This is a genomic window from Nonomuraea antri (assembly GCF_013283785.1).
Lineage (GTDB): Bacteria > Actinomycetota > Actinomycetes > Streptosporangiales > Streptosporangiaceae > Nonomuraea > Nonomuraea antri.
The window spans coordinates 30,834-55,084 of the sequence record NZ_JABCPZ010000038.1 but is presented as its reverse complement, the minus strand read 5'-3'; the positions used below and the strand labels follow the sequence as shown (position 1 = coordinate 55,084).

The 24,251-nt window shown below is 71.6% G+C and carries 26 protein-coding genes; 8 read left to right on the top strand and 18 right to left on the bottom strand.

From position 1 onward, the window contains the following. Positions 1-215: 215 nt before the first annotated feature. Positions 216-986, bottom strand: coding sequence for a DeoR/GlpR family DNA-binding transcription regulator (locus HII36_RS15595; protein WP_173523890.1), 771 nt, complete (start codon positions 984-986; stop codon positions 216-218). A 130-nt stretch (positions 987-1,116) separates the two neighbouring features. On the opposite strand from HII36_RS15595, the gene HII36_RS15590 reads away from it, so the two are divergent. Genes HII36_RS15590 through HII36_RS15575 form a run of 4 tightly spaced genes read left to right on the top strand, consistent with a single transcriptional unit; the run spans position 1,117 to position 4,857 of the window. Further along, positions 1,117-1,989 (top strand): SIS domain-containing protein, encoded by an 873-nt coding sequence (locus tag HII36_RS15590; RefSeq protein WP_173523889.1) that lies wholly within the window; start codon positions 1,117-1,119, stop codon positions 1,987-1,989. Beyond that, positions 1,986-3,119, top strand: coding sequence for an N-acetylglucosamine-6-phosphate deacetylase (gene nagA / locus HII36_RS15585; RefSeq protein WP_173523888.1), 1,134 nt, complete (start codon positions 1,986-1,988; stop codon positions 3,117-3,119). The genes HII36_RS15590 and nagA overlap by 4 nt, the downstream gene beginning before the upstream one ends. After that, complete coding sequence (locus HII36_RS15580) at positions 3,119-4,021, top strand: 1-phosphofructokinase family hexose kinase (protein ID WP_173523887.1); 903 nt, start codon at positions 3,119-3,121, stop codon at positions 4,019-4,021. The genes nagA and HII36_RS15580 overlap by 1 nt, the downstream gene beginning before the upstream one ends. Positions 4,022-4,032: 11 nt before the next feature. Then, entirely contained in the window at positions 4,033-4,857 is an 825-nt protein-coding gene (locus HII36_RS15575) for a class II fructose-bisphosphate aldolase (RefSeq protein WP_173523886.1), read from the top strand. A 1-nt stretch (position 4,858) separates the two neighbouring features. Here the strand turns inward: HII36_RS15575 and HII36_RS15570 are convergent, their stop codons facing one another. Continuing rightward, entirely contained in the window at positions 4,859-5,116 is a 258-nt protein-coding gene (locus tag HII36_RS15570) for a hypothetical protein (protein WP_173523885.1), read from the bottom strand. 103 nt (positions 5,117-5,219) lie between these two features. Here HII36_RS15570 and HII36_RS15565 point away from each other — a divergent pair, with 103 nt between their 5' ends. After that, complete coding sequence (locus HII36_RS15565; protein WP_173523884.1) at positions 5,220-7,037, top strand: glycoside hydrolase family 15 protein; 1,818 nt, start codon at positions 5,220-5,222, stop codon at positions 7,035-7,037. On the opposite strand, the gene HII36_RS15560 is transcribed toward HII36_RS15565, so the two are convergent. The 13 genes from HII36_RS15560 to guaB form a co-directional block, all read right to left on the bottom strand. Continuing rightward, positions 7,034-7,504 carry a GNAT family N-acetyltransferase gene (locus HII36_RS15560; protein WP_217369554.1) on the bottom strand — a complete coding sequence of 157 codons (471 nt, stop codon included), beginning with the start codon at positions 7,502-7,504 and terminating at the stop codon, positions 7,034-7,036. The two genes, HII36_RS15565 and HII36_RS15560, sit on opposite strands and share 4 nt — an antisense overlap. After that, a complete protein-coding gene (locus tag HII36_RS15555) occupies positions 7,501-8,286 on the bottom strand; it encodes a phosphotransferase family protein (RefSeq protein WP_173523883.1) in 786 nt (261 codons plus the stop codon). The genes HII36_RS15560 and HII36_RS15555 overlap by 4 nt, the downstream gene beginning before the upstream one ends. 18 nt (positions 8,287-8,304) lie before the next feature. Further along, positions 8,305-8,991 (bottom strand): SDR family oxidoreductase, encoded by a 687-nt coding sequence (locus HII36_RS15550; RefSeq protein ID WP_217369553.1) that lies wholly within the window; start codon positions 8,989-8,991, stop codon positions 8,305-8,307. Between the two features lie 29 nt (positions 8,992-9,020). After that, positions 9,021-10,226 (bottom strand): RNA polymerase sigma factor, encoded by a 1,206-nt coding sequence (locus tag HII36_RS15545; RefSeq protein WP_173523881.1) that lies wholly within the window; start codon positions 10,224-10,226, stop codon positions 9,021-9,023. Beyond that, a complete protein-coding gene (locus HII36_RS56600; RefSeq protein ID WP_173523880.1) occupies positions 10,223-10,570 on the bottom strand; it encodes a YciI family protein in 348 nt (115 codons plus the stop codon). Before HII36_RS56600 ends, HII36_RS15545 begins: the two co-directional genes overlap by 4 nt. Beyond that, positions 10,567-11,157, bottom strand: coding sequence for a dihydrofolate reductase family protein (locus HII36_RS15535; protein WP_173523879.1), 591 nt, complete (start codon positions 11,155-11,157; stop codon positions 10,567-10,569). Before HII36_RS15535 ends, HII36_RS56600 begins: the two co-directional genes overlap by 4 nt. 78 nt (positions 11,158-11,235) lie before the next feature. After that, the gene (locus HII36_RS15530) at positions 11,236-11,649 is read right to left on the bottom strand and encodes a PPOX class F420-dependent oxidoreductase (protein ID WP_173523878.1); all 414 of its coding nucleotides are present in this window, start codon (positions 11,647-11,649) and stop codon (positions 11,236-11,238) included. 55 nt (positions 11,650-11,704) lie between these two features. After that, entirely contained in the window at positions 11,705-12,988 is a 1,284-nt protein-coding gene (locus tag HII36_RS15525) for a TolB-like translocation protein (RefSeq protein ID WP_173523877.1), read from the bottom strand. Then, positions 12,985-13,485: a SigE family RNA polymerase sigma factor gene (locus HII36_RS15520; protein WP_217369552.1), complete on the bottom strand. Its 501-nt coding sequence runs from the start codon at positions 13,483-13,485 to the stop codon at positions 12,985-12,987. The genes HII36_RS15525 and HII36_RS15520 overlap by 4 nt, the downstream gene beginning before the upstream one ends. A gap of 63 nt (positions 13,486-13,548) precedes the next feature. Next, positions 13,549-14,448, bottom strand: coding sequence for an aminoglycoside phosphotransferase family protein (locus HII36_RS15515; RefSeq protein WP_173523876.1), 900 nt, complete (start codon positions 14,446-14,448; stop codon positions 13,549-13,551). An 80-nt stretch (positions 14,449-14,528) separates the two neighbouring features. Beyond that, positions 14,529-16,424, bottom strand: coding sequence for an FUSC family protein (locus tag HII36_RS58650; protein WP_173523875.1), 1,896 nt, complete (start codon positions 16,422-16,424; stop codon positions 14,529-14,531). 118 nt (positions 16,425-16,542) lie between these two features. Further along, on the bottom strand, positions 16,543-17,664 hold the full coding sequence (locus tag HII36_RS15505; protein ID WP_173523874.1) for a GuaB3 family IMP dehydrogenase-related protein: 1,122 nt from the start codon (positions 17,662-17,664) through the stop codon (positions 16,543-16,545). Positions 17,665-17,670: 6 nt separating this feature from the next. Further along, complete coding sequence (guaB, locus tag HII36_RS15500) at positions 17,671-19,152, bottom strand: IMP dehydrogenase (RefSeq protein WP_173523873.1); 1,482 nt, start codon at positions 19,150-19,152, stop codon at positions 17,671-17,673. A gap of 470 nt (positions 19,153-19,622) precedes the next feature. Here guaB and HII36_RS15495 point away from each other — a divergent pair, with 470 nt between their 5' ends. Both HII36_RS15495 and HII36_RS15490 read left to right on the top strand, forming a co-directional pair. Beyond that, positions 19,623-20,612 (top strand): helix-turn-helix transcriptional regulator, encoded by a 990-nt coding sequence (locus HII36_RS15495; RefSeq protein WP_328807722.1) that lies wholly within the window; start codon positions 19,623-19,625, stop codon positions 20,610-20,612. 39 nt (positions 20,613-20,651) lie between these two features. Then, complete coding sequence (locus HII36_RS15490; protein ID WP_090930411.1) at positions 20,652-21,029, top strand: DUF5319 domain-containing protein; 378 nt, start codon at positions 20,652-20,654, stop codon at positions 21,027-21,029. On the opposite strand, the gene HII36_RS15485 is transcribed toward HII36_RS15490, so the two are convergent. Beyond that, complete coding sequence (locus HII36_RS15485; protein ID WP_173523871.1) at positions 20,990-21,151, bottom strand: hypothetical protein; 162 nt, start codon at positions 21,149-21,151, stop codon at positions 20,990-20,992. The genes HII36_RS15490 and HII36_RS15485 overlap by 40 nt on opposite strands. Further along, complete coding sequence (locus HII36_RS15480) at positions 21,148-21,783, bottom strand: sigma-70 family RNA polymerase sigma factor (protein WP_090930520.1); 636 nt, start codon at positions 21,781-21,783, stop codon at positions 21,148-21,150. The genes HII36_RS15485 and HII36_RS15480 overlap by 4 nt, the downstream gene beginning before the upstream one ends. Before the next feature lie 416 nt (positions 21,784-22,199). On the opposite strand from HII36_RS15480, the gene HII36_RS15475 reads away from it, so the two are divergent. After that, positions 22,200-22,478: an FCD domain-containing protein gene (locus tag HII36_RS15475; protein WP_173523901.1), complete on the top strand. Its 279-nt coding sequence runs from the start codon at positions 22,200-22,202 to the stop codon at positions 22,476-22,478. Positions 22,479-22,587: 109 nt separating this feature from the next. On the opposite strand, the gene groL is transcribed toward HII36_RS15475, so the two are convergent. Continuing rightward, positions 22,588-24,207 carry a chaperonin GroEL gene (gene groL / locus HII36_RS15470; protein WP_173523870.1) on the bottom strand — a complete coding sequence of 540 codons (1,620 nt, stop codon included), beginning with the start codon at positions 24,205-24,207 and terminating at the stop codon, positions 22,588-22,590. Positions 24,208-24,251: the final 44 nt, after the last annotated feature.

Here is a 24,251-nt window from a genome sequence, read left to right as displayed (position 1 = left end):
GCACCGGCCCCTCACACCCCAACTGGCCGACCGCCACCGCCCCGCCACCCAGCCGGCCAAACCCGGGCTTGCCCCTCAAATCAAAACGCCTGAGCGAAGCGAAGACCTTCAGGGGCCGGGCCTGGGCCCGGCCGGCAAAACGCCTGAGCGCAGCGAAGCCCTTTGTGCCTTTGTGCCCTTAAGCCCGTACAACCCCGCACAAGCCCGGAAGCCCGTCAGGCCCGGACGACCTTCACGCCCGCATCCATCAGCTGATTCGCCATCGCATCCGGCAACTGCACGTCCGTCACCAGCGTGTCGATCTGGTCGATCGGGCAGATACGAGAAAACGCCCTCTTGCCCACCTTCGACGAGTCCGCCACCACCACGACCTGCGCCGCCCGGCTGATCAGCAGATTGTTCACGCTCGCCTCGCCCTCATGATGCGCCGAAGCCCCCACCTCGACGTCGAGTGCGTCGACGCCGAGGAACGCCACGTCCAGCGTCACCTGCTCCAGCACTCCGGACGCCAGCGGCCCGATCAGCTCGTACGACTGCTGCCTGGCCACCCCGCCCGTCACCACGATCTTGACGTGCTGCCGGACGGTCAGCTCGGAGGCGATGTTCAGCGCGTTCGTGACGATGGTGAAGCCGGACTCCAGCGTGGCCGACGTGGCGAGGGTGCGGGCCAGTTCGGAGGTGGTGGTGCCGCCGTTGAGCCCGACCACGGCGCCGGGGGCGACGAGTTCGGCCGCGGCGGCGGCGATGCGGTGTTTCTCGTCGGCGTGCCTGGCCGTCTTGTAGCGCAGCGGCAGGTCGTACGAGACGCTCTGCGCCACCGCCCCGCCCCGGGTGCGCATGAGCATCTGCTGCTGGGCGAGCTGATCGAAGTCGCGGCGGATCGTCGCGGTGGAGACGTCGAGCGCTTGAGCGGCCTCCTCGACGGAGAGCCTGCCCTCTTGGGCGAGCAGCTCAAGGATGGCGTTCCATCGATCGTAGCGGGACACGAGGCCTCCCCTAAGAGATCCGGTCAGGAGCAAGCGTGGCACAACCAGGGAGGTCTGAGCGAACAGTGCAAAATGCTGCACCATTCTGGTATAAAAAAAGCAGAAACAATCACTCACGTGGAGGTAAGTGGTGACCACCCATACCGAAGCCGAGATCGCGTCCCAGCCGTCGTGCTGGCGCCGCGCTGTCGCGAACGTGCCCGCCGACGCGTTGCCGCGCCCCGGCGAGCGAGTCGCCGTCGTCGGCTGCGGAACGTCGTGGTTCATCGCGATGGCCTACGCCACGCTCAGGGAGCGGGCGGGGCTCGGCGAGACGGACGCGTTCGCCGCCTCCGAGTTCCCGCACGGCCGCGCCTACGACCGGGTGCTCGCGCTCACCCGCTCCGGCACCACCACCGAAGTGCTCGAACTGCTCGACAGGACGACGCTGCGCGCCACCGCCATCACCGCGGACCCGAACACCCCGATCATGACCGCGGCCGACGACGTCATCGTGATCGACTACGCCGACGAGGCCTCGGTCGTCCAGACCAGGTTCGCCACCACCCAGCTCGCGCTGTTGCGCGCCAGCCTCGGCGAGGACCTGACGCAGGCCATCGCCGACGCCGAGGAGGCCGTCGGCGCGGTGCTGCCGGCCGAGCTGGTGGACGCCGAGCAGTTCAGCTTCCTCGGCACCGGCTGGTCTGTGGGCCTGGCCCAGGAGGCCGGGCTGAAGATGCGCGAGGCGTCACGCTCCTGGACGGAGGCGTATCCGGCGATGGAGTACCGGCACGGCCCGATCAGCATCGCCGGCCCCGGCCGTGTCACCTGGATGCTCGGCCAGGCCCCGGAAGGGCTGCGTGAGCAGGTCGAGGCCACCGGTGGAACGTTCTTCGAGACCGCGCTCGACCCCATGGCCGAGCTGATCCGCGCGCAGCGCGTGGCGGTCGCCCGGGCCTTCGCCAAGGGACTGAACCCGGACGAGCCCATGCACCTCACGCGATCTGTGATCCTTTCTTCATGAGCCTTACTCTCGCCGACGCCCGGATCGTGACCACCGAAGGTGTTCACGACGGGTGGTTGACCATCGAAGACGGCCGCATCACGCACGTCGGCCACGGATCCGCCCCTCGTCCAGGCCACAGTCTGGGTGGGCGGCACGTCGTTCCCGGCTTCGTCGACATTCACAACCACGGCGGGGCGGGCGGGTCCTTTCCGTCCGGCGAGCAGGACAAGGCACGTGACGCCGTCGCGATGCATCGCGCGCACGGCACCACGACGATGGTGGCCAGCCTGGTCACCGACACGATCAAGTCGCTGACCAGGGCCACCTCTTCGCTGGTCGACCTGTGCGAGGACGGCCTGCTGGCCGGCATCCACTTCGAGGGCCCGTACATCTCCAAGGCGCGCTGCGGCGCGCACGACCCGACGCTGCTGCGCGAGCCGACGCCGCAGGAGTTCGCCGGGCTGCTCAAGGCCGGGCGCGGGCACGTGCGCATGCTCACCATCGCCGCCGAGCTGCCCGGCGCGATCGACACGATCGAGCTGGCCGTCTCGGAAGGCGTGATCGCCGCGCTGGGCCACACCGACGCCGACTACGAGCAGACGCTGGCGGGCATCGAGGCGGGCGCGAGCGTGGCCACGCATCTCTACAACGCGATGCCGCAGCTCGGCCACCGCGCGCCGGGCCCGATCGCGGCGCTGCTCGACGACGAGCGCGTCACGGTCGAGCTGGTCAACGACGGCGTGCACGTGCACGACGCCATGCTCCGCCTGGCCTACGAGGTGGCGGGCCCCGGACGCACCGCGCTGATCACCGACTCGATGTCCGCCAACGGCCTGCCCGACGGCGAGTACGTGCTCGGGCCCATGGCGGTGCGCGTCGAGAAGGGCGTGGTCAGGCTGGTCGAGGGCGGTTCGATCGCGGGCTCCACGCTCACCCAGGACGTGGCCTTCCGCCGCGCGGTGCGGAACATGGGCATGTCGCTGCCCGACGCGGCCCAGGTGACCTCGCTGACCCCGGCCCGGGTGCTCGGCCTGGCCGGCGAGATCGGCTCGATCGCCGTGGGCAAGGCCGCCGACCTGGTGGTCCTCTCCGACGAGCTGGAGGTGGCCGGCGTGCTGAAGAACGGCGAATGGATCACGGAGCCCTGATGATCCTCACCGTGACGCTCAACGCCGCACTCGACGTGACGTACGAGATGCCGGCCGTCGACTGGGACGGCGTGAACCGCGTCGCCACCGTGCACCGGCGGGCGGGCGGCAAGGGCGTCAACGTGGCGCGGGTGCTCGCCGCGCTGGGCCGTGACGTGCTGGTCACGGGCCTGGCCGGCGGGCCCACCGGCCAGGCCATCGAGGCCGATCTGCGTGCCGCGGGGCTGCCCGGCGCGCTGGCCGGGATCGCGGCGGACTCGCGCACGACCCTGGTGGTCTCCGACCCCGGGCGGACGGCGCTGTTCAACGAGCCGGGCCCCGAGATCACCCCCGACGAGCTACGAAATTTCCGGCGAACGTATGAGGCGTTGCTCGCCGATGCCGCAGCCGTCGTCATCTCCGGCAGCCTGCCCGGGGGCGTCCCCGCGGACACGTACGCCACCCTGGCCGCGCTCGCCGCGGACCGGGGCGTGCCCGCCATCGTGGACGCCGACGGCGAGCCGCTGCGCCACGCGCCCGCCGGCCGTCCCTCGATCGTCAAGCCGAACATCGAAGAGCTGGCCAGAGCAGTTCCCGGCGGCACCCCGGCCGAGGGCGCGCAGGCGCTGCGCGATCGGGGCGCGGAGTCCGTGGTCGTCTCGATGGGCGCGGACGGACTGCTGGCCGTCACGCCGGAGGGAACGTTCCGGGCGCGGATGCCGTACAAGGTCGACGGCAACCCGACCGGGGCGGGCGACTCGCTGGTGGCCGGGCTCGCGCTCGGCCTGGTGGAGTCGCTGCCCTGGCCGGAGCGGCTCAGGCAGGCCGCGGCGCTGGGCGCGGCGGCGGTGGCCGCGCCGGTGGCCGGCGACTTCGACCGCGACGTCTACGCCGACATCCACCCCCAGGTCGTCATCACTTAAAGGGAGTTGCCATGCCCCTCGCCGGAATCGGTGAGATCGTCCGCCAGTCCCCCAGCGGCGTCGGCGCGTTCAACGTGATCCAGCTGGAGCACGCGACCGCGATCGTGGCCGGCGCCGAGGCGCTGGGCCTGCCGGTGGTGCTGCAGATCAGCGAGAACTGCGTGCGCTACCACGGCGCGCTGGCGCCGATCGCGCTGGCCTCGCTGGCGGTGGCCGGGCGGGCGGAGGTGCCGGTGGCGGTCCACCTGGACCACGCCACCGACCGGGCGCTGGTCGAGGAGGCGGTGGAGCTGGGCATCGGCTCGGTGATGTTCGACGCGTCCGCGCTGCCCGACGAGGAGAACGTGGCGGCCACCGCGGCGGTCGCGGCCTGGTGTCACGAGCGCGGCGTCTGGGTGGAGGCCGAGCTGGGCGAGGTGGGCGGCAAGGACGGCGTGCACGCGCCCGGCGTGCGCACCAAGCCGCACGAGGCGGTCGATTATGTGGCCAGGACCGGGGTCGACGCGCTGGCCGTGGCCGTCGGCTCCTCGCACGCGATGACCACCAAGGACGCCGTCCTCGACCTGGACCTCATCGCCGAGCTGCGGGCCGCGGTGCCGGCGCCACTGGTCCTGCACGGCTCGTCCGGCGTGCCCGACGACACGCTGCGCGCCGCCGTGCGGGCCGGCATGAAGAAGATCAACATCGCCACGCACCTGAACAAGGCGTTCACCGGCGCGGTACGCGACTACCTGGCACACGACGAGAAGGTCGTCGACTCGCGCAAGTACCTCAAGGCGGGCCGCGACGCGGTCTCCCGCGAGGTGACCCACCTGCTGGGTGTGCTGACCGGCTGAGCTAGGCGTCCAGTTCGGGCCGCTCCTGCCTGGCGATCGTCTCGACCGCGTGCTTGGCCGTCTTCAGCGAGGCGCCCGTCACCTCGCGGTAGATCTTGATCGCGCGGACCATCTTTCCCGCCCGCAACGCGACGAAGAACTGCGGTGGCAGGTTCGTCCGCATCGACCTGTCGACCAACGCGGGATCGAGGCCGAGGTACCGATGAAGGAAGGCCACCTGCTTTTCGAGCTCGGCGATTCTGTTCTCAACGGATTCCATGGTCGATTCTCTCAGCGGGCGGCCCGCGGGCGATAGCGCCGGTTTAACCACGTTCTCCCCCGGGCACCGTCCTGACCTGGGCGGGGACGGGGATGAGGGGACCATGAACGGGTATCCGCCGATCGGGGCGTACGCGTTCCTGTCCGACTGTCACACCGCGGCGCTGGTCGGGCCGGACGGCGCGGTGGAGTGGATGTGCGCGCCGCGCTTCGACGGCCCCAGCGTGTTCGCCAGGCTGCTGGACCGGCGGCGCGGCGGCGCGTGGGAGCTCGACGTGGCCGGCGCCCGGGTCACCGAGCGCGGCTATCTCGACGAGACGCTGGTGCTGCGCACCCGGTGGGAGGGCCGCGAGTGCACGGTGACCGTGCACGACTTCTTCGCCACCACGCTGCCCGGCGGCAGCGACAGCGGCATCGCCCCGGTGCGCAGGCTGGTGCGCTGGGCCAGGTGCGAGCGCGGCCGGGCGCTGGTCAGGTCGCGGGTGCTGGCCAGGCCCGACTACGCCACCCGCGACGCGGTCTGGAGCCGCGCCGACGGCGCCCTGGCCGAGGCGTCAGGCCTGCTGCTCAGGGGCACGCCGGCGGAGGTCACCGAGCGCACGCTGGAGGAGGGCGAGTCGCTGGCGATCGTGCTCGACTACACCGGGCGGGCCACCACGGCCGACGACCACGCCGCGCTGCTCGAGGACACCGTGCGCTCGTGGCGGTCGTGGTCGGCCCGCTCGGGCTATTCGGGCGCGGGCAGCCGCCAGGTGCGCCACAGCGCGATCGTGCTGCGCGGCCTGCTGTTCGACGAGAGCGGCGGCCTGCTCGCCGCGCCCACCACCTCGCTGCCCGAGTGGCCGGGCGGCCCGCGCAACTGGGACTACCGCTACGTCTGGCACCGCGACGCCGCCCTGATCGTGCTCGCCCTGCTGCGGCTGGGCCACCGCGAGGAGGCCGGCCGCTACCTCCGTTTCCTGCTGGACGTGTGCGCCGGCGACCTGCCCAGGATCCCGCCCGTGTTCGGCATCGACGGCAAGGGCGTCACCCCGGAGACCACGCTCGACCACCTGGAGGGCCACGCCGGCTCGCGCCCGGTGCGCGTCGGCAACGACGCCGCGGCCCAGCACCAGCTCGACAGCTACGGCCACATCCTCGACGCGGCCATGGCCTACCACGAGGTCACCAGGGAACTGGGCGAGGACGACCTGGCCAGGCTGTGGCGGCTGGTCGAGCTGAACCTCGAGCAGTGGCGCGAGCCCGACGCCGGCATCTGGGAGGTGCGCGACAGCCCGCGCCACTGGACGTACTCCAAGCTCTACGCCTGGGTCTGCTTCGACCGGGCGCTGCGCCTGGCCGAGCTGACCGGCGCCCAGGGGCTGCCGCTGGCGCGGTGGCGGGCCGAGCGGGCCGCGGTGCGCGAGGAGATCCTGGAGCGCGGCTACGATGCGCGCGTCGGCGCGTTCGTACAGTCCTACGGCTCGCAGAACGCCGACGGCGCGCTGCTGCGGCTGCCGCTGCTCGGCTTCCTCGACGGCGACGACCGGCGCGTGCTCGGCACGCTCGACCACATCCAGTCCCGGCTGGGCGAGGGCGGGGCGCTGCTGCACAGGTACGACCCCGAGGCCACCGCCGACGGCCTGGCCGGGCCCGAGGGCGCGTTCCTGATGTGCTCGTTCGAGATGGTGTCCGCGCTGGTGCTGGCCGGGCGCACGGCCGAGGCCCGCGACAGGTTCGAGACGCTGTGCGCCAGGGCCGAGCCGCTGGGGCTGTTCGCCGAGGAGATGTCGGCCGACGGCGAGATGCTGGGCAACTACCCGCAGGCGTTCACGCATCTGGCGCTGATCGAGGCGGCGCTGAACCTCGACGCGGCGGGCACCGGCGACGCCCTGCACGACTGGGCCGAGCAGGGCGGCTCCTCAGGCTCCTCAGACTCCTAAGGCCATCCAGGCTCCTCAGGCTGCTCAGGCTCCTGGGTCAGCTCCTTGCGCATGAGCACCGCGGCCCGGCCGCCGGTCAGCTCCTCGCGCCCGGTCTCCACGTAGCCGAGCGCCGTGTACAGGGCGATGTTGGAGGTCATCCTGACGTTGGTGTAGAGGCGCAGCGCGGGCAGCCCGAGCCGGCGCGCCTCCTGCTCGGCGTAGGCCAGCAGGCCCCGGCCCAGGCCCTTGCCGTGCAGCTCAGGCCGTACGGCGACGTTGTCGACCAGCAGCACGCCGTCTTCCGGGACGAGCACGATGAGCCCTTCGAGCCCGTCCATGACGTGCACGTGGCCGGCCGCGATGAGCGCGGCGTAGTCGGCCTCCATGGGCATCGGCCGCATGCCGACGATCTCGATCCACGGCTCGTAGGCGTCGTGCACGATCTGCTCGACGGCCGTTCTGTCCGCTTCCTGTGCCCTTCTCACGGCCGCACTGTATCCAAGGCGGTCAGGAAGCGCTCCACCTGCCTGGCGAAGGTGCCCGGCGGGTTGCGCGGGCTCTCGTGCGACAGCAGGAACAGCCACATGAACGCGTGCAGCCTGCGGCACTCGCGCATGCGCCGCTCCTCGGCCGGGGTGAGCTCGAAGTGGTGTGCCACGCCGAGGTCGCCGTCGACCCACATCGACACGTGCTCGCAGATCTCCGACAGCTCGAAGGCGCGGTCGCTGCGGCCGGACTCCTCGAAGTCCACGATGCGCACCCGGCCGCCGTCCCACAGGAAGTTGGCCAGGTTGCCGTCGCCCGCGCCGAACACCGGCGTGACACCGGCCTCGCCGGGCCGCCAGCCGTCCAGCCAGCGCAGGCCCTCGCGTACCGCCCGGTCGGCCCGCGGGTCCTTGCCCGGCCAGCTCTCCGCCCATTTCCTGAGCTGCTCCGACAGGGTGTCGAGGTACCAGGGCCGGACCGGGACCCGGTCGAGCACGACCGGCGGCACCGCGGCGTGCAGTTCGCCGATGGCCTCGGCCAGCGCGCCCACGTGCGTGGCGCGGCCGGGCAGCCCGCGCAGCGGCACCCCGTGGATCCTGGTCATCACCACCGTCTCCACGTCGAACGAGACCGGCGCCGGCGCCAGCCCGGGCGCGTAGCGGTCCAGCAGCGTCAGCGCCCGCCACTCCCGCTCGGCGGCCCCGGGTTTGTGGTCCACGTAACGCTTGACGACGTTCTCGCCGTCCACGACGACGTCGTGCGTGTTCTCAAGATCGGCCACTTTCGCATGCTAGGCCAGTTACCAGGGCACCTGGTGCCCGTCGCGGAAGAAGCCGCCGGTCGGGCCGCTGTCGGGCAGGTCGACCGCCCACAACACGCTGCGCGCGCCCTCCTCGACCGGACGCCCGCCTGGCCCGCCCATGTCGGTGGCCACCCACCCCGGGCAGACGGCGTTGACCAGGATGCCCTCGTGCCACAGCTCGGCCGACAAGATCTTGGTCAGCGCGTTGAGCGCGGCCTTGGACACCGAGTACGCGGGCGTGCCGCCGCCCATCGACGCCAGCGAGCCGGCCTCGCTGGAGACGTTCACGATGCGGCCGTGCGCACCGGCCCGCAGCAGCGGCAGCAGGGCGAGCGTGGCGCGCCAGGCGCCGAGCAGGTTCGTGTCGAGCGCCTCCTGGACGACGTCCAGGTCGGCGTTGGACGCCCGCTGCCAGGTGTCGTAGTGGATGGCCGCGTTGTTGACCAGCACGTCGACCCGGCCGAACTCCTCGCGCAGGTCCTCGGCCAGCCGGTCGGCCGACGACTGCTCGTCGATGTCGAGCCGCCTGGCCGTCACCGTGCCCGGCAGCCCCGCGGCCGCCTTCTCGGCCCTGGCCAGGTCTCTGGCGGTCAGCACCACCGTGTCGCCGGCCCGCGCCAGTTGCCTGGCCACCTCCAGTCCGATGCCCCTGTTGGCCCCCGTGACCACGCACACCCTGCTCACCCGTGTCGTCCTTCCGCTCGCCCCACCCGTCAATGATCCACGGTCCGGAGCCGGTCGCGCAGGAAGGCGCGTTCCGCGTCGTTGCCGGCGCGTTCGACGGCCGCCCGGTAGGCCCGCGCGGCCTCGGCGTCGCGGCCCAGCCGGCGCAGCAGATCGGCGCGTACGGCGTGGAAGAGGTGGTAGGCGTCCAGGTCGAGCGCGTCGAGCAGGGCGAGCGCCGGTCCCGGCCCGTCGACCTCGGCCACCGCGACCGCCCGGTGCAGGGCCACGACCGGGGACGGCGTGCGGGCCAGCAGCTGGTCGTAGAGCCGCACGATCTGCCGCCAGTCGGTGTCGGCGGCGGTGGCGGCGTCGCTGTGCACCGCGTTGATCGCGGCCTGGATCTGGTAGGGGCCGGGCCGGCCACGCCGCAGGCAGGCCCTGACCAGCGTCTGGCCCTCCTCGATCAGCGCCGGGTCCCAGCGGCCGCGGTCCTGTTCGGGCAGCGGCACCAGGCGGCCGTCCGCGGTGGTGCGGGCCGCGCGCCTGGACTCGGTCAGCAGCATCAGCGCGAGCAGCCCCGTGACCTCGGGTTCGTCCGGCATCAGCGCGGCCAGCAGCCGGCCCAGCCGGACGGCCTCCGCGCACAGGTCAGCGCGGACGAGCCGGTCGCCCGAGCCCGCCGTGTACCCCTCGTTGAAGATCAGGTAGATCACGGCCAGCACGGAACTCAGCCGGTCGGGCAGGTCGGCGTCCTTCGGCACCCGGTACGGGATGCGCGCGTCGCGGATCTTGCCCTTCGCCCTGACCAGCCGCTGCGCCATGGTCGGCTCGGGCACCAGGAAGGCCCGGGCGATCTCGGCGGTGGTGAGCCCGCCGAGCAGCCGCAGGGTCAGCGCGACCCGGGCGGCGGCCGACAGCGCCGGGTGGCAGCAGGTGAAGATCAGCCGCAGCCGTTCGTCCCGCACGGGTCCCTCCTCCTCCGGCTCGTCCCCGGCCTCCTCCAGCAGGGCCGCCTGGGCCTGTTTGCCGGCCCGGGCGGCCTCCCTGCGCAGACGGTCGATCGCCCGGTTGCGCGCGGTCGTGATGATCCAGCCGGCCGGGCTGGGCGGGATCCCGTCCGCCGGCCAGCGGGCCACCGCGACCGCGAACGCGTCCTGCACCGCCTCCTCGGCCACGTCGATGTCGCCGAAGACGCGCACCAGCACGGCGACCGCCCGGCCGTACTCCTCGCGGAAGACCCGCTCGACGCTCACCCGTCGCCCTGGATCGGGCGCACCTCGATGGGCAGGCCGGTGGCCTGGGCGAATCCGCGGGCGTAGTGCAGGGCCTGGTCCAGGTCGGCGGCCCGGACGATGGTGAACCCGCCGATGTGCTCCTTGCCCTCCACGAACGGCCCGTCGGTCATGAGCACGTCGCCGTCCTTCCCGGCCCGGACGACGGTGGCCGTGCTCGGCGCGTGCAGGCCCACCGCGAACACCCACGCCCCGGCCGCCTGCACCTCCTCGCGCCAGGCGTCGAGCTCGCGCATGACCTCGCCGAGCTGGTCCGGGGGCAGCTCGCCCTCCGGCTGGTAGACGCTGAGCAGGTACTGCTTCATGCGCGCTCGTCCCTCTCGTAGGTGGCGACGATCACGCCGGTGGACGTGACCACGGAGTCGGCCAGCCGCAGCGGCAGCCGCGGCCCGTCGTCGGGGAACAGCCGCCGGCCCGCGCCCAGCGTGAGCGGGTGGACGAGCAGCACGTAGACGTCGATCAGGTCGTGCCGCATGAGCGACTGGACCAGCGTGCCGCTGCCCAGGACCAGGATGTCACCGCCGGGTTCGCGCTTGAGCGCGGCCACGGCCCGCGGCACGTCGCCCTGGACGAGCGTGGAGCCGGCCCAGGGCAGGGGTTCGCGCAGGGTGGTGGAGACGACGTACTTGCGGGTGGCGTTCAGCTTGTCGGCGAAGACGTCGTCCTTCTGGTGCGGCCAGAAGGAGCGGAACGACTCGTAGGTCCAGCGGCCGAACAGCAGCGCGTCGGTGCCGCCCATGTCGCCGGTCATCGCCTTGAACATCACCTCGTCGCCGTACGGCGGCGCCCAGCCGCCGTGCTCGAATCCGCCGCGCCGGTCCTCGTCGGGCCCCGCGGGCGCCTGCATGACGCCGTCGAGGCTCAGGCTGCAGGTCACGACCAGTCTTCTCATCGTGTTCTCCCCTTCTCTCACCCTCTACACGAACGGCCGGCGGCCGGATCGACATCGGGCGGGGAGATTTTTTGCCGGTCAGCTTTCGTGGTCCGCGCGGCGCGACTCGTACCAGTCGGCGCCGACGGGCTCGCACTCCATGTTCCAGCTCCACGAGACGGCCGGGGTGATGGGGATGTAGTGGCCGGGCCCGACCATGCCGACCCGTTCGACCGGGTCGCCGGCCCGGCCGTAGATCCGGATGCCGCGGGCCACGAACGGCTCGAACGACACCAGGTCGTCGACGACCAGGGCGATACGGCGGCTGCCCGCCAGCACGTTGCGGAACTTGCGGGTGCGGGTCACGCTCTCCCCGCCGCCGATCCACAGGTGCTTGCCGTCGTACTCGAAGGCGACGGGCACCACGTCGGGCTGCCCGTCGCCGTTGACGGTGGCGAGGCGGGCCAGTGGCTGCGACCGCAGGTAGGCCAGCTCGGCCTCGGTGAACGACATGGACGTGTCTCCCTTCCGGTAGCTGCCCTACCCCGGACGGGAGACCAGGACGCGCTCACTTGATGGCGTCCAGGTTCACCACCACCCACCGGCCGTCCTTCTGGAAGCCGAACAGGCCGGGCATCCGGTAGTCGACGCCCCAGGTGGAGAGTGAGCCGTCGGCCTTGGGCTTGACGCCGAGTGCGCCGATCTTGTGGGCCTTCAGGTCGAGCAGCACCTGACCGCGCAACCTGGCAGTGCCGTCCAGCTGGGAGAGCACGAGGAAGCGGTCACGGGCGGGCGCGTGGGCGCTGCCGGCGTCCGGGATGCCGGGCAGCGCCCGCATCGCCCCCTCACCGTCGCGCGGCACCGCCCACCCCTGGCGCAGGCACCAGGTGATCGAACAGCCGATGGCCCGCACCGACGTCTTGCGCACCTGGCCGGTCTCCAGGTTGCGCAGCGAACCGAAGATCGTTCCCTTGGTCTGCTTGTCGTAGGCGGGCATCGGGCTGCCGACCCAGGGCCAGTCGACCAGCGCGTACCCGGCCGTGCGGAGCAGCGGCTGCGGCCGGCCGCCGGTGAACGGCACCTGGTGGAGGCCGCCCTTGCCCCACATCGACCACACCAGCTTGTCGCCGGCGATGGCCAGGTCGATGCCGCCGAAGCGGGGGACGCCGGGGAACGAGGTGACCAGGCGCTGGGCGCCGCCGGTGCTGGGCGCCGTCCAGATGTCCACGATGAGCTCGCCCCGGTCCTTGCGCACCGTCCACCAGGCCAGCCGGCCGCCGCCGGCCGAGATGAACGAGGACGTGATGACGGTCCTGGGCGGTGGCGTGACGCGGACGAGCTCCCGTGCCTTCCGCGTCCGCAGGTCGTAGGCCCACAGGCCGTCCATCTTGTCGGCGTGGCCGTCCTTGAGCGTGGTGGCCACCACGGTGTGCGCGTCCAGGAAGAGCTCGGGGTGGTAGGGGCGGCCGTTGGGCAGTTTCCCCGGCAGCGAGTGCACCGCCTCCGGCCACACCCGCTCGATCGGCGGGAACGTCTTCTCCGCGAGCGGCCAGTCGGCCGACGGGCTGACGGACGGGCTCACGGAGGTGGGGACGGAGGTGGGCCGGGTGGCGGAGGCGGCGATCAGCGGCGGCGCGGGGTCGGGCGTCGTCTCGCGCAGGGAGACGCTGACCACGCTGGTCGCGCCGATGACCACGGCGGCCGCGGCCGCCGCCGACAGCCCCAGGCCGCGCCTGCGGCGTTTCCTGTGTCCCGTCTCGATCCTGGCCCGCAGGTCGGGCGCGGGCCGCGGCGCGTGGTGCGCCGCCCGGGCCAGCTCGGCGGCCAGGGTCTTCTCCAGGTCCATGTTCACGTGGCGTACCCCAGGTTCTCGGCGATGGCCGGCATGTCGTCGCGGAGTTTGTCCAGGGCGCGGGAGGCCTGGCTGCGTACCGTGCCGCGCGAGACGCCGAGCACGCCGGCGATCTCGGCGTCGGTGAGCTGCTCGTAGTAACGCAGCACCAGCACCGCCCGCTGGCGGCGCGGCAGCCGCGTCAGCGCGTCCCACAGGCCGGAGCCCTCGTACGGGGTGTCCAGGTAGGCGCGGTCGGGCGGCTCCGAGGTGACGTGTTCACGCCTGCGCCTGCGCCAGGTGTTGATGTGCACCCGGGTCATCGTGGTGCGGACGTAGCTCTCCGGGTCGCCCTTGCCCCTGACCCGGTCCCAGCTGCCCCGCAGCCTGACCAGGGCCTCCTGCACCAGGTCGGCGGCGTCGTGCGGGTTGCCGGTCAACACGTAGCCGTACCTGAGCAGCACGTCCACCCGTTCGGTGACGAACTGCTCGAACAGCGCTTCGTCCTGCACACCCATAGCCTCCTCCGTCATCCCGACTAAGACGGAGGAAGCGGGTGAACTGTTGCACGCGCCGGGAGGTTATGCCGCGAATCCCCGGTCGGCCAGCACCTCCCTGATCACGTGCCGGGCGCTGGCGGCCAGCCTGGGGTTGGTCTCGCGGTAGTACGGGAGCTGGATGAGCGCGATCGACAGCGCCCAGCCCCGGCCGCGCGCCCACTCGTCGTCGTCGGCGCCGACGCCCTCGCGGAAGGCGTCGCGGGCGGCGGCGGGCAGCAGGTTCCAGGCCGGGAACAGGTCGACGCTGGGGTCGCCCACCCCGGCCGCGCCGAAGTCGATCACGGCGCTGAGCCGGCCGCCGGCGAGCAGCACGTTGCCGGGCGACAGGTCGCCGTGCATCCAGGCCGGCGGCCCCTCGCGCTCGGGGATGCGCAACGCGGCCTCCCAGACGGCCGTCACCGCGTCGGTGTCGACGAGCCCGCGCAACTGGGCGATGGCCGCGCGCGTGGGCTGGTCGCGATCGGCCAGGGGCACGCCGCGCCCGGCCGGCGGGCCGTCGGCCGGGTCGATCTCCCGCAGCGCGACGACGAACCCGGCCAGTTCCTTGGCCAGCGAGACGGGTTCCGCCAGGTGGCCCGCGACCGGGTTGACGCCGTCGAGCCAGCGCACGACCGTCCAGTCCCATGCGTAGCCCGCGCCAGGACGTCCGCGGCCCACCGGGACGGGCAGCTCCACCGGCAGGCGCGGGGCCAGCCACGGCACCCATCGCTGCTCCAGCGCGACGGCGTCCACCGCCCAGGCGATGCGGGGCAGGCGCACGGCCAGGTCGTCGCCGAGCCGGAACATGGCGTTGTCGGTGCCGGAGGAGTCGACCCGCTCGGCGGGCAGCCCGGCCCACTGCGGGAACTGCTCGGCGACGAGCCGCCGCACGAGGGGCACGTCGATGTCCGGCTCGCCCTCGTGCATCTTGCCTGCGCGCATGTCCGCCCTTCAGTAAAGGAGGTGGGAACTCCCATCCCATCGCCGGGGCGGCCGGCCTGTCGACTCATTTTCCGTTCGGCTCATTTTCCGTCGAGCGGGTCGTGGAGGGCGTCGCGCAGGCTCGCGACCGCCTCGGCGACCCGGTCCAGCGGCGGCTCGTCCGGCAGGCGGCCCAGCTCCCCCGGCTCGCGGCCGGCCTTGGACCGGTCGGCGATCGTCTCCAGCGCGCGCACCACGGCTTCGACGTCGTCGCGGGCCGGCACGTGGCCGCCGTGCCCGGCCCGGGCCGCCGCCGCGGCGGTCTCGTCGATCACCCGTCTGGCCGCCACGATCGCCGGCCACCAGGTGGTGACCGCCCTGCTCACGGCCGGGGGCTCGGCGATCGCCCGCTGGAACACGGTACGCAGGTCGGCCACCGCGTCGTAGGCGCTCTTGCGTGCCCGTCCGCGGTCGGGCTCGCGTACGTCGAACGCCCCGCGCAGGTAATCGGCGACGGCACGCACCGCGTCGGCGAACCGCGGCCCGACCGGCGCGTGCCAGCTGCTCGGCCACGGCAGATACCCCAGCACCAGGACGATCGCGCAGCCCACCAGCGTGTCGGCCAGCCTGACCAGGGCCAGCCCGGCGTCACCGCCGGCCAGCAGGTCCACCTGCAACACCACCAGCGGCGTCTGGAACGTCGCCATCAGCCCCCAGTTGCGCTGCATCCCGTACGGCATGAGCAGCGCGAACAGCGCCATCGGCACCAGCACGGCCGGCCCCTTGGGCAGCGTGGCCAGCAGCACCGAGCCGATCAGCGCGCCCGCCACGGTGCCCGCCCCGCGCTGCACGGCCCGCGCGAACACCGAGCCGAAGTCCGGTTTGAGCACCAGCGCCACGGTCAGCGGCACCCAGTACGAGCGTTGCAGCCCGGAGACCTGCATGACCGTGCCCGCCACGCCCATGCAGAGCGTGAGGCGGGTGGTGTAGACGCGGGTGAGGTTGCCGTAGCGGACGTGGTCCCACGCCTTGGCGATCCAGTGCCGCCGCGCGGCCGGCTCCAGGATCACCTGGCCCTCCTCGACGCGTGCCCCGGTGACCAGCTCGACCGCGCCCTTGGCGGCGCTGCGCAGGGCCCGCAGGCTGGAGGTGTCGTCGTCGCCGGTCTCCGGCAGGTGCGGCCTGGCCTTACCGCCGGCCAGGCAGTGCGCGATCCTGGACATCAGGAGTGCGTACTCGCCGGGCGGCCTGACGCCTTCCTGGCGCAGCGCGAGCACCGCGTTCTTGATCAGGCTGGCCTGCTGGAGCAGCGCGACCAGGCGGTTGCGCTTGAGGTCCGGGCCCAGCGCGGACGACCGGGCGCTGAGCACCGCGTCATAGGCGTCCTTCCCGGCGTTCAGGTACGCCTGCACCCGGTCCTCGTCCGGTGACTGCATGAGGTGCGCCAGGGACCGGTACACACCCGCGACCAGCGTGCTCTCCGGCGCTCGCGGCCGTACCGGCCAGGCGGCGATGGCCAGCACCAGCGCGAACGACGCGCCGGCCAGGAACAGCAGCGCGCCCGGCCAGGGGCTGACCGGCACCGGCATGCCGAGGCCGAGCACGGTGACGACGAGCAGTTGCAGCCCGATGACCGAGCCGACGTCGCCGGCCGTGCTGACCAGCGCGGCGACCACGGAGACGGCCATCAGCACGAGCACCGGCCCCCAGCCGGGCCCCGCGAACAGCCGGCCGAGCAGGAACCCGGTCGCTCCGGCCAGCGCCGCGGCACCCATCCGGAGCAGCCGCACCCGGTACGGGCCGGATTTGTCGGACATCGAGGCGTTGAGCGCCCCCATGGACGGCACCACCCCGGCCACCAGCCTGCCGGTGAGCAGCCCGGCCACCATCGGCGCCACCGTCGACACGGACGTGCGGATCATCCGCGGCCAGTCGGGGGCGGCCGGCGCCGGGCGCACGGCCTCGACCAGCCAGCCGGGTGCGTAACGCCGGACCACGAATCAGCCGGACCTGGGCCTGATGGATCCCATGCCGAACGTTTGCCCTGGCCACGGCCCCGTTACGACCGCGGCGGAGCCAAGGGGCGGCCAAGACGCCGCCCCCGGCGCTCCTACGTCATCGCTGGATGGGGGCCACCACGACCTCGACCCGCTGGAACTCCTTGATGTCGGAGTAGCCGGTGGAGGCCATCGTCCGCTTCAGCGCGCCCATCAGGTTCATCGACCCGTCGGCCACGCTGGACGGGCCGTGCAGGATCTGCTCCAGCGTGCCCACCGTGCCGAACGCCACGCGGCGCCCGCGCGGCAGGTCGGGGTGGTGCGCCTCGGAGCCCCAGTGGAACCCGTGACCCGGCGCCTCCACGGCCCTGGCCAGCGGCGATCCGACCATCACCGCGTCGGCGCCGCAGGCGATGGCCTTGGCGATGTCGCCGGAGGTGCCCATGCCGCCGTCGGCGATCACGTGGACGTAGCGGCCGCCCGATTCGTCCATGTAGTCGCGGCGGGCCGCGGCCACGTCGGAGATGGCCGTGGCCATCGGCACCGCCACGCCGAGCACGTTGCGGGTGGTGTGCGAGGCGCCGCCGCCGAAGCCGACCAGCACGCCGGCCGCGCCGGTGCGCATGAGGTGCAGCGCGGCGGTGTAGGTGGCGCAGCCGCCCACGATGACGGGCACGTCGAGCTCGTAGATGAACTGCTTGAGGTTCAGCGGCTCGGCCCGGCCGGAGACGTGCTCGGCCGAGACCGTGGTGCCCCGGATGACGAAGATGTCGACGCCCGCGTCGATGACCGCCTTGTGGTACTGGACGGTGCGCTGCGGCGACAGCCGGACGGCGGTGGTGACGCCGGAGGCCCGGATCTCCTCGATGCGGCGGCCGATCAGCTCTTCCTTGATCGGCGCCGCGTAGATCTCCTGCAGCCGCTTGGTGGCCGCCGCGGTGTCGAGCTGGGCGCACTCCTCCAGCAGCGGCCGCGGGTCTTCGTACCTGGTCCAGAGTCCTTCGAGGTCGAGCGGGGCCAGACCGCCGAGCCGCCCGATCTCGATGGCGGTGGCGGGCGAGACGACGCTGTCCATGGGGGCGACCACGACGGGCAGCTCGAAGCGGTAGGCGTCGATCTGCCAGGAGATCGAGACCTCCTCCGGGTCACGGGTACGCCGCGAGGGCACGAGGCCGATCTCGTCGAGTGCGTAGGCGCGGCGCCCGGTCTTGCCCCGGCCGATCTCCACCTGCTGAGTCATGAACTCTTACCTTCTGTGATAGTTCGGAGCTTCCACGGTCATCTGGATGTCGTGGGGGTGGCTCTCCTTGAGGCCCGCTGCCGTGATCGGCATGAGCTCGCAGTCGGTGTGCATCTGGGAGATCGTCCGGCAGCCGGCGTACCACATGCCCTGGCGCAGCCCGCCGACGAGCTGGTGCGCGACGGCGGCGACGGGGCCGCGGTAGGGCACCTGGCCCTCGATGCCCTCGGGGATGTACTTGTCCTCGCCGCCGACCTCGGCCTGCGCGTAGCGGTCCTTGCTGAAGGAGGTGCCGCCGCGCTCGCGGTTGCGCACCGCGCCGAGCGAGCCCATGCCGCGGTACGACTTGAACTGCTTGCCGTTGATGAAGATCAGCTCGCCGGGCGACTCTTCGCAGCCGGCCAGCAGGGAGCCGAGCATGACCGTGTCGGCGCCGGCCGCGATGGCCTTGACGATGTCGCCGGAGTACTGCAGGCCGCCGTCGCCGATGACCGGGACCCCGGCCGGGCGGCAGGCCAGCGACGCCTGGTAGATCGCGGTGACCTGCGGCGCGCCGACGCCGGCCACGACGCGGGTGGTGCAGATGGAGCCGGGGCCCACGCCCACCTTGACGGCGTCGGCGCCCGCGTCGACCAGCATCTGGGCGCCGGCCCTGGTGGCGATGTTGCCGCCGATGACGTCGACCCTGCTGTTCGCCTTGACCTTGGCGATCATCTCGGCCAGGCCCTTGGAGTGGCCGTGCGCCACGTCGACGACGACGACGTCGACGCCGGCCTCGATCAGCGCCTTGGCCCGCAGTTCCGCGTCGCCGCCGACGCCCACGGCCGCGCCCACGACCAGGCGGCCGTCGGCGTCCTTGGTGGACAGGGGGTACTGCTCGCTCTTGGTGAAGTCTTTCACCGTGATCAGGCCGCGCAGCTTGCCCTCGGCGTCGACCAGCGGCAGCTTCTCGATCTTGTTCTGCCGCAGCAGCGCGAACGCCTCGTCACGCGACACCCCGACCGGGGCGGTGACCAGCGGCATCTTGGTCATGACCTCGCGCACGGGCCGCGACTGGTCGGTCTCGAAGCGCATGTCGCGGTTGGTCACGATGCCGACGAGCGTGCCGGCCACGTCGGTGACGGGCACGCCGGAGATCCGGTACGTGCCGCACAGCCGCTCGACGTCGGCCAGGGTGTCGTCGGGGCTGCAGGTGACCGGGTTGGTCACCATGCCGGCCTCGGACCGCTTGACCAGATCGACCTGCTGGGCCTGCTCCTCGACCGACAGGTTGCGGTGCAGGACGCCGATGCCGCCCTGCCTGGCCATGGCCACGGCCATGCGGGCCTCGGTGACGGTGTCCATCGCCGCGGACATCAGCGGGATGGACAGCGTGATGTTGCGCGACAGCCGTGAGCGGGTGTCGGCGTCGCCGGGTTGCAGATCTGAATATCCGGGCACCAACAGCACGTCGTCGAAGGTCAAACCCATCTCGGTGAACTTGGACATGCTGCGGCCCCCTCCTGCCGTTGCGCTGATGGCGACAAGTCTAGGGCCTGGCTCCAAAACGAACGGATGCCGGGAGGACGATGACCCCCACGGTCCGTCGTACTCCCGGCATCGTCCCGCTGCCGCCGGTCTGCCGGACGACAACGAAAAGTGCCGGGGGACGCGACGGTCGGTGATTCCGTCGCGTCCCCCGGCCACCGGCATCCGGGGGTGACACGCCTGGCGCCACCGAACCCCCCTCCGCGTCCTGATGGCTCAGTGTGCCGCCGCCCTTGCTGGATGCCGACGCTAGGTAAAGCCTGCGTTACTCAGCGGAACATCGCAATGTGAAAACGTGCAACTGCACGAAGCTGCACATCTCGCGAGCCAGTCCGGTGAACGCCCGGACAAGCGTGCGATGCCGGGTTATTCTCACGGCACGCCCGTGTCCCCCCTACGGAGCTGCCCATATGCGTGATGAGCCCAGTACCGTGGCCGACCCTTTTGAGACGCTGGGCCTCGATCCTGCCCAGACCGCGCTCTACGCCGCGGTGCTGCGTCTGCACCGGGCCACGCGTACGGAGCTGGCCCAGGCCATGAACGGCTCGGTCGAGAGCATCGGCCGTCAGCTCGATGACCTGGTCAAACTCGGCGTGGTCGAGGAGCAGTCCGGCCAGTACCTGGCCAGGCATCCGGCGGCGGCGCTGGGCAAGGTGATCGCCAGGCGGCTCGAGCGGCTGGCCGAGGAGAGCCGCAGGATCGACTCCGCGCTCGGGTCGATCCGCGGGCTGATCCGCGACTATGACGCCGGCCGCGATTTTCAGGACGGGCCATTCACCGTCGAACTGGTGAGCGGGGCCGACGTGCTCTACGAGAGTGTCGTCGGCATAGCGCTGCAATCCCCGCCTATGACGTTACTGACCGCAGTTCCCGACGAACGCACCATGACCGACTTTGTGCGTAAATTTGCGGACCCATGGATTGATGCGCAGAAACGGAAACTCCTGACCGTTCATGCGATCATTCCGGTTTCCACGCTGCCGCAACCGGGAGTGCGCGACCAGCTCGGCCGGCTGATCGAGACCGGGGGTCAGGTGCGCACGCTCGACCGGGTGCCGAGCTGGTTCATGGCCGCCGGCCCCGACACCGCGGGCCTGCCCGCCGCCTGGGGCGGCAACCTGCCCGACCACGCCTACAACTTCTATCTGGTCCGCACGCCGCTCGTGGTGGGCGTGCTCAGGTCGCTGTTCCTGGAGCTGTGGGGCCGGGCCGTGCCCCTGCCGTGGGGCCGCCGCGGCGACGGCATGGTGCAGGTGCTGCGGCTGGCGGCGCAGGGCATGTGCGACGACTCGATCGCCAGGCAGCTCGGCGTCTCGGTGCGCACGGTGCGCGCCAGGTTCGCCGACGCGATGGCCGAGCTGGGCGCGCAGTCGCGCTTCCACGCCGGCGTGGAGGCCGCCAGGCGCGGCTGGCTGAGCTAATACCCACCGCTGGGGCCGCTTCGGTCATATGGTGGGAAGGTGCTGGAAGACGTCCCCCGCGACCCGTTCGCGGACGACCCGAACGACCCTTCCTCGGCGATGGGCGCACTCGACGACGCCGAACCGCTCACCGCGGCCGAGCGCGACGAGGCCATCACCGACCTGGCCGACGTCGAGGTCTTTCGCTCCCTGCTGGAACCGCAGGGGGTGCTGGGCCTCGTACTCGACTGCCCGGAATGCGGCGAGCAGCACTTCTTCGACTGGGAGCTGCTGCGCGGCAACCTTCGCCAGATGATCGAGAAAGGCCAGCCGCAGGTTCACGAGCCGGCCTTCCACCCTGACCCGGCCGACTACGTCAGCTGGGAGTACGCCAGAGGCTACGTCGACGGTGTCATCGACACCGAGGAACGCCGCTGATCGAGCTCGGCGACGTCATCGTGCAGCGCGGCCAGCAGCCGCGCGGCGGGATCGCCGGGATCGGGCAGCTCTCCGCGACCGAGCGCATCGAGGAGCGCGTCGGTCTCTTCCTCTGGCGTCAAGCCGACTCCAGCTCGGCCATCTGCCGCAGCCTGGCCAGCGCCCGATGCTGGGCGACGCGAACGGCACCTGGTGACATGCCCAGTACATTACCGGTCTCCTCGGCCGACAGGCCCGACACCACCCGCAACAGCAGCAACTCGCGCTGGTTGTCGGGGAGCCTGGCCAGCAGCCTGCGGGCGTGCTCCACCTCGATGTAGCGGACCACCGTCTCCTCGGGCCCCGGGCCGTCGTCGGGCCCGTCGGGCAGGTCCTGGGTGGGCACGGCCGAGCGCACCGAGCTGCGCAGCGCGTCGGCCACCTTGTGCGAGGCGATCCCGAACACGAACGAGGCGAACGGCCGCCCCATGTCACGGTACCGGGGCAGCGCGGACAACACCGCGATGCACACCTCCTGGGCAACGTCATCGGCAATGTGATATTGCCCGGAAACCCTGCCCAGCCGGGCGCGGCAATACCGCACCACCATCGGACGCAACTCCCCGAGCAGGGATTCGATCGCACTGCGATCTCCCTGCACGGCGAGGCTCGTCAGTTCCCTTAGGTCGGAGTCATCCGTCCGTGCCGGAAGTCTCGACGCGAGCCTTACCCCAATTTTGGCGTCGGCGACGCTTCCCTCGCTCACGATAGGCATGATGCCCGCACTGATCCGGCCTGTCGTCATGGCGAACGGCTACGGATTGGTCACATTGAAGCGACGATAACCAACAGTAATCGAGCGACCACACTAAGGCTAAACGGTCGACATAATGTTTCACCCCATAACCCAATATGCGCGACAATTGTCAGACCCCCGACGCTTAACCAGCACTTCCGGTTTACTGCAATAAACGACGACTTCCTGCACTTTCGCCCCACCAGTAACGTCCAGCCGCCGGGCCCCCGCCCCCATTACGCCCGGCCGCCGCGCATACCGGACACACCCAACCCCGCCGGGTTCCGCCCGTCCGAAACCCCGGCCGCGGGGTCAGCCGATCGCCTTGAGCACCGCGCCGGCGATCGAGCGCGGATCGACTCCGAAGTGCTCACGCTCGACGCCTCCCACGCCCCCTGCTCGACCGGGCCGTCGAGGAGGGCTCGCAGCCGGACCAGGTCCGCCACGCCGTCGCCTTCCACCGCGAGATCGTCGCCGCCTCGGGCAACGGCGTGCTGCTGTCGGTCTGGGAGTCGCTGGGCATCGAGGTGTGGACGCACCTGTCGATCCGGTTGTTCCAGATGAAGCCGCACGAGCACGCCGCGGAGCACGAGCCCATCGTGGCGGCCTTCCGGCGCGGCGATCCGGACGTCGGGCGGCTCGTCCACGACCACGTCCTCGCCTACGCCACCTGACCCAGGCCCCTGACCCCATCGGCCCGCCCGCGCTCCGGGAGGGGCCGGCAACGCGAAACGGCCCGCACCGAAGAGGTGCGGGCCGTCGTACTGCGTGAACCAGGCGTGATCAGTGCCCGTGGCCGTGGCCGTGACCGCCGCCGGCGGCCGGGGCCTCCTCCTCGGGCTTGTCCACGACGAGAGCCTCGGTCGTGAGCAGCATGCCCGCGATCGAAGCGGCGTTCTGGACGGCCGAGCGGGTGACCTTGACCGGGTCGATGACGCCCTGGGCGATCAGGTCGCCGTACTCGCCGGTGGCGGCGTTGAGGCCGTGGCCGGCCTGCAGCTCCGCGACCTTGTGGGTCACGACGTAACCCTCGAGGCCGGCGTTCTCGGCGATCCAGCGGGCCGGCTCGACCAGCGCGCGGCGCACGACGCCGACACCGGTGGCCTCGTCGCCGGTCAGGCCGAGGTCGTCGAGCTCCTTGCCGACGTGGATCAGGGCCGAGCCACCGCCGGAGACGATGCCCTCCTCGATCGCGGCGCGCGTCGCGGAGATCGCGTCCTCGAGGCGGTGCTTCTTCTCCTTCAGCTCCACCTCGGTGGCGGCGCCGACGCGCAGCACGCACACACCGCCGGCGAGCTTGGCCAGGCGCTCCTGCAGCTTCTCGCGGTCCCAGTCGGAGTCGGACTGCTCGATGGCAATCTTGATCTCCTTGACGCGGTCCTCGATGGCCTGCGCGTCGCCGGCGCCGTCGACGATGGTGGTGGCGTCCTTGGTGACGACCACGCGGCGGGCGGTGCCGAGCACCTCGAGGCCGACGTGCTCGAGCTTGAGGCCGACCTCCTCGCTGACGACCTGGCCGCCGGTGAGGATGGCCATGTCCTGCAGCATCGCCTTGCGGCGGTCACCGAAGCCCGGGGCCTTGACGGCCACGGAGGTGAAGGTGCCGCGGATCTTGTTGGTGACCAGGACGGCCAGGGCCTCGCCCTCGACGTCCTCGGCGACCACGAGCAGCGGCTTCTTGGTCTGGGCGATCTTCTCCAGCAGCGGCAGGAAGTCCGCGATGGAGGAGACCTTGCCCTGGGTGAGCAGGATGTAGGCGTCCTCCAGGACGGCCTCCATGCGCTCGGGGTCGGTCACCATGTAGGCCGACAGGTAGCCCTTGTCGAACTGCATGCCCTCGGTGAACTCGAGCTCCATGCCCATGGCGTTGGACTCTTCGACGGTGAGGACACCGTCCTTGCCCACCTTGTCGAACGCCTCGGCGATCAGCTCGCCGATCTTGGCGTCCTGCGCGGAGATCGTCGCAACGTTGGCGATCTCCTTCTTGTCGCCGACCTCACGGGCGCTGGCGAGCAGCTTGTCGCTGATCTCCTTGGCGGCCTTGTCGATGCCGCGCTTGAGCGACAGCGGCGAGGCGCCGGCGGCCACGTTGCGCAGACCCTCGCGGACCATCGCCTGGGCCAGGACGGTCGCCGTGGTGGTGCCGTCGCCCGCGATGTCGTTGGTCTTGGTGGCAACTTCCTTGGCGAGCTGGGCGCCGAGGTTCTCGTAGCGCTCCTCCAGCTCGATCTCACGAGCGATGGTGACACCGTCGTTCGTGATCGTCGGCGCACCGAACTTCTTGTCGATGACGACGTTGCGGCCGCGCGGGCCGAGGGTTACCTTCACGGCGTCCGCGAGGGCGTTGACGCCACGCTCAAGAGCGCGGCGGGCGTCCTCGTTGAACTCCAGGATTTTCGCCATTAGCTGAGAGTCCTCTCCTAGCGTCGAAAGCCCCGGCCGCTGCT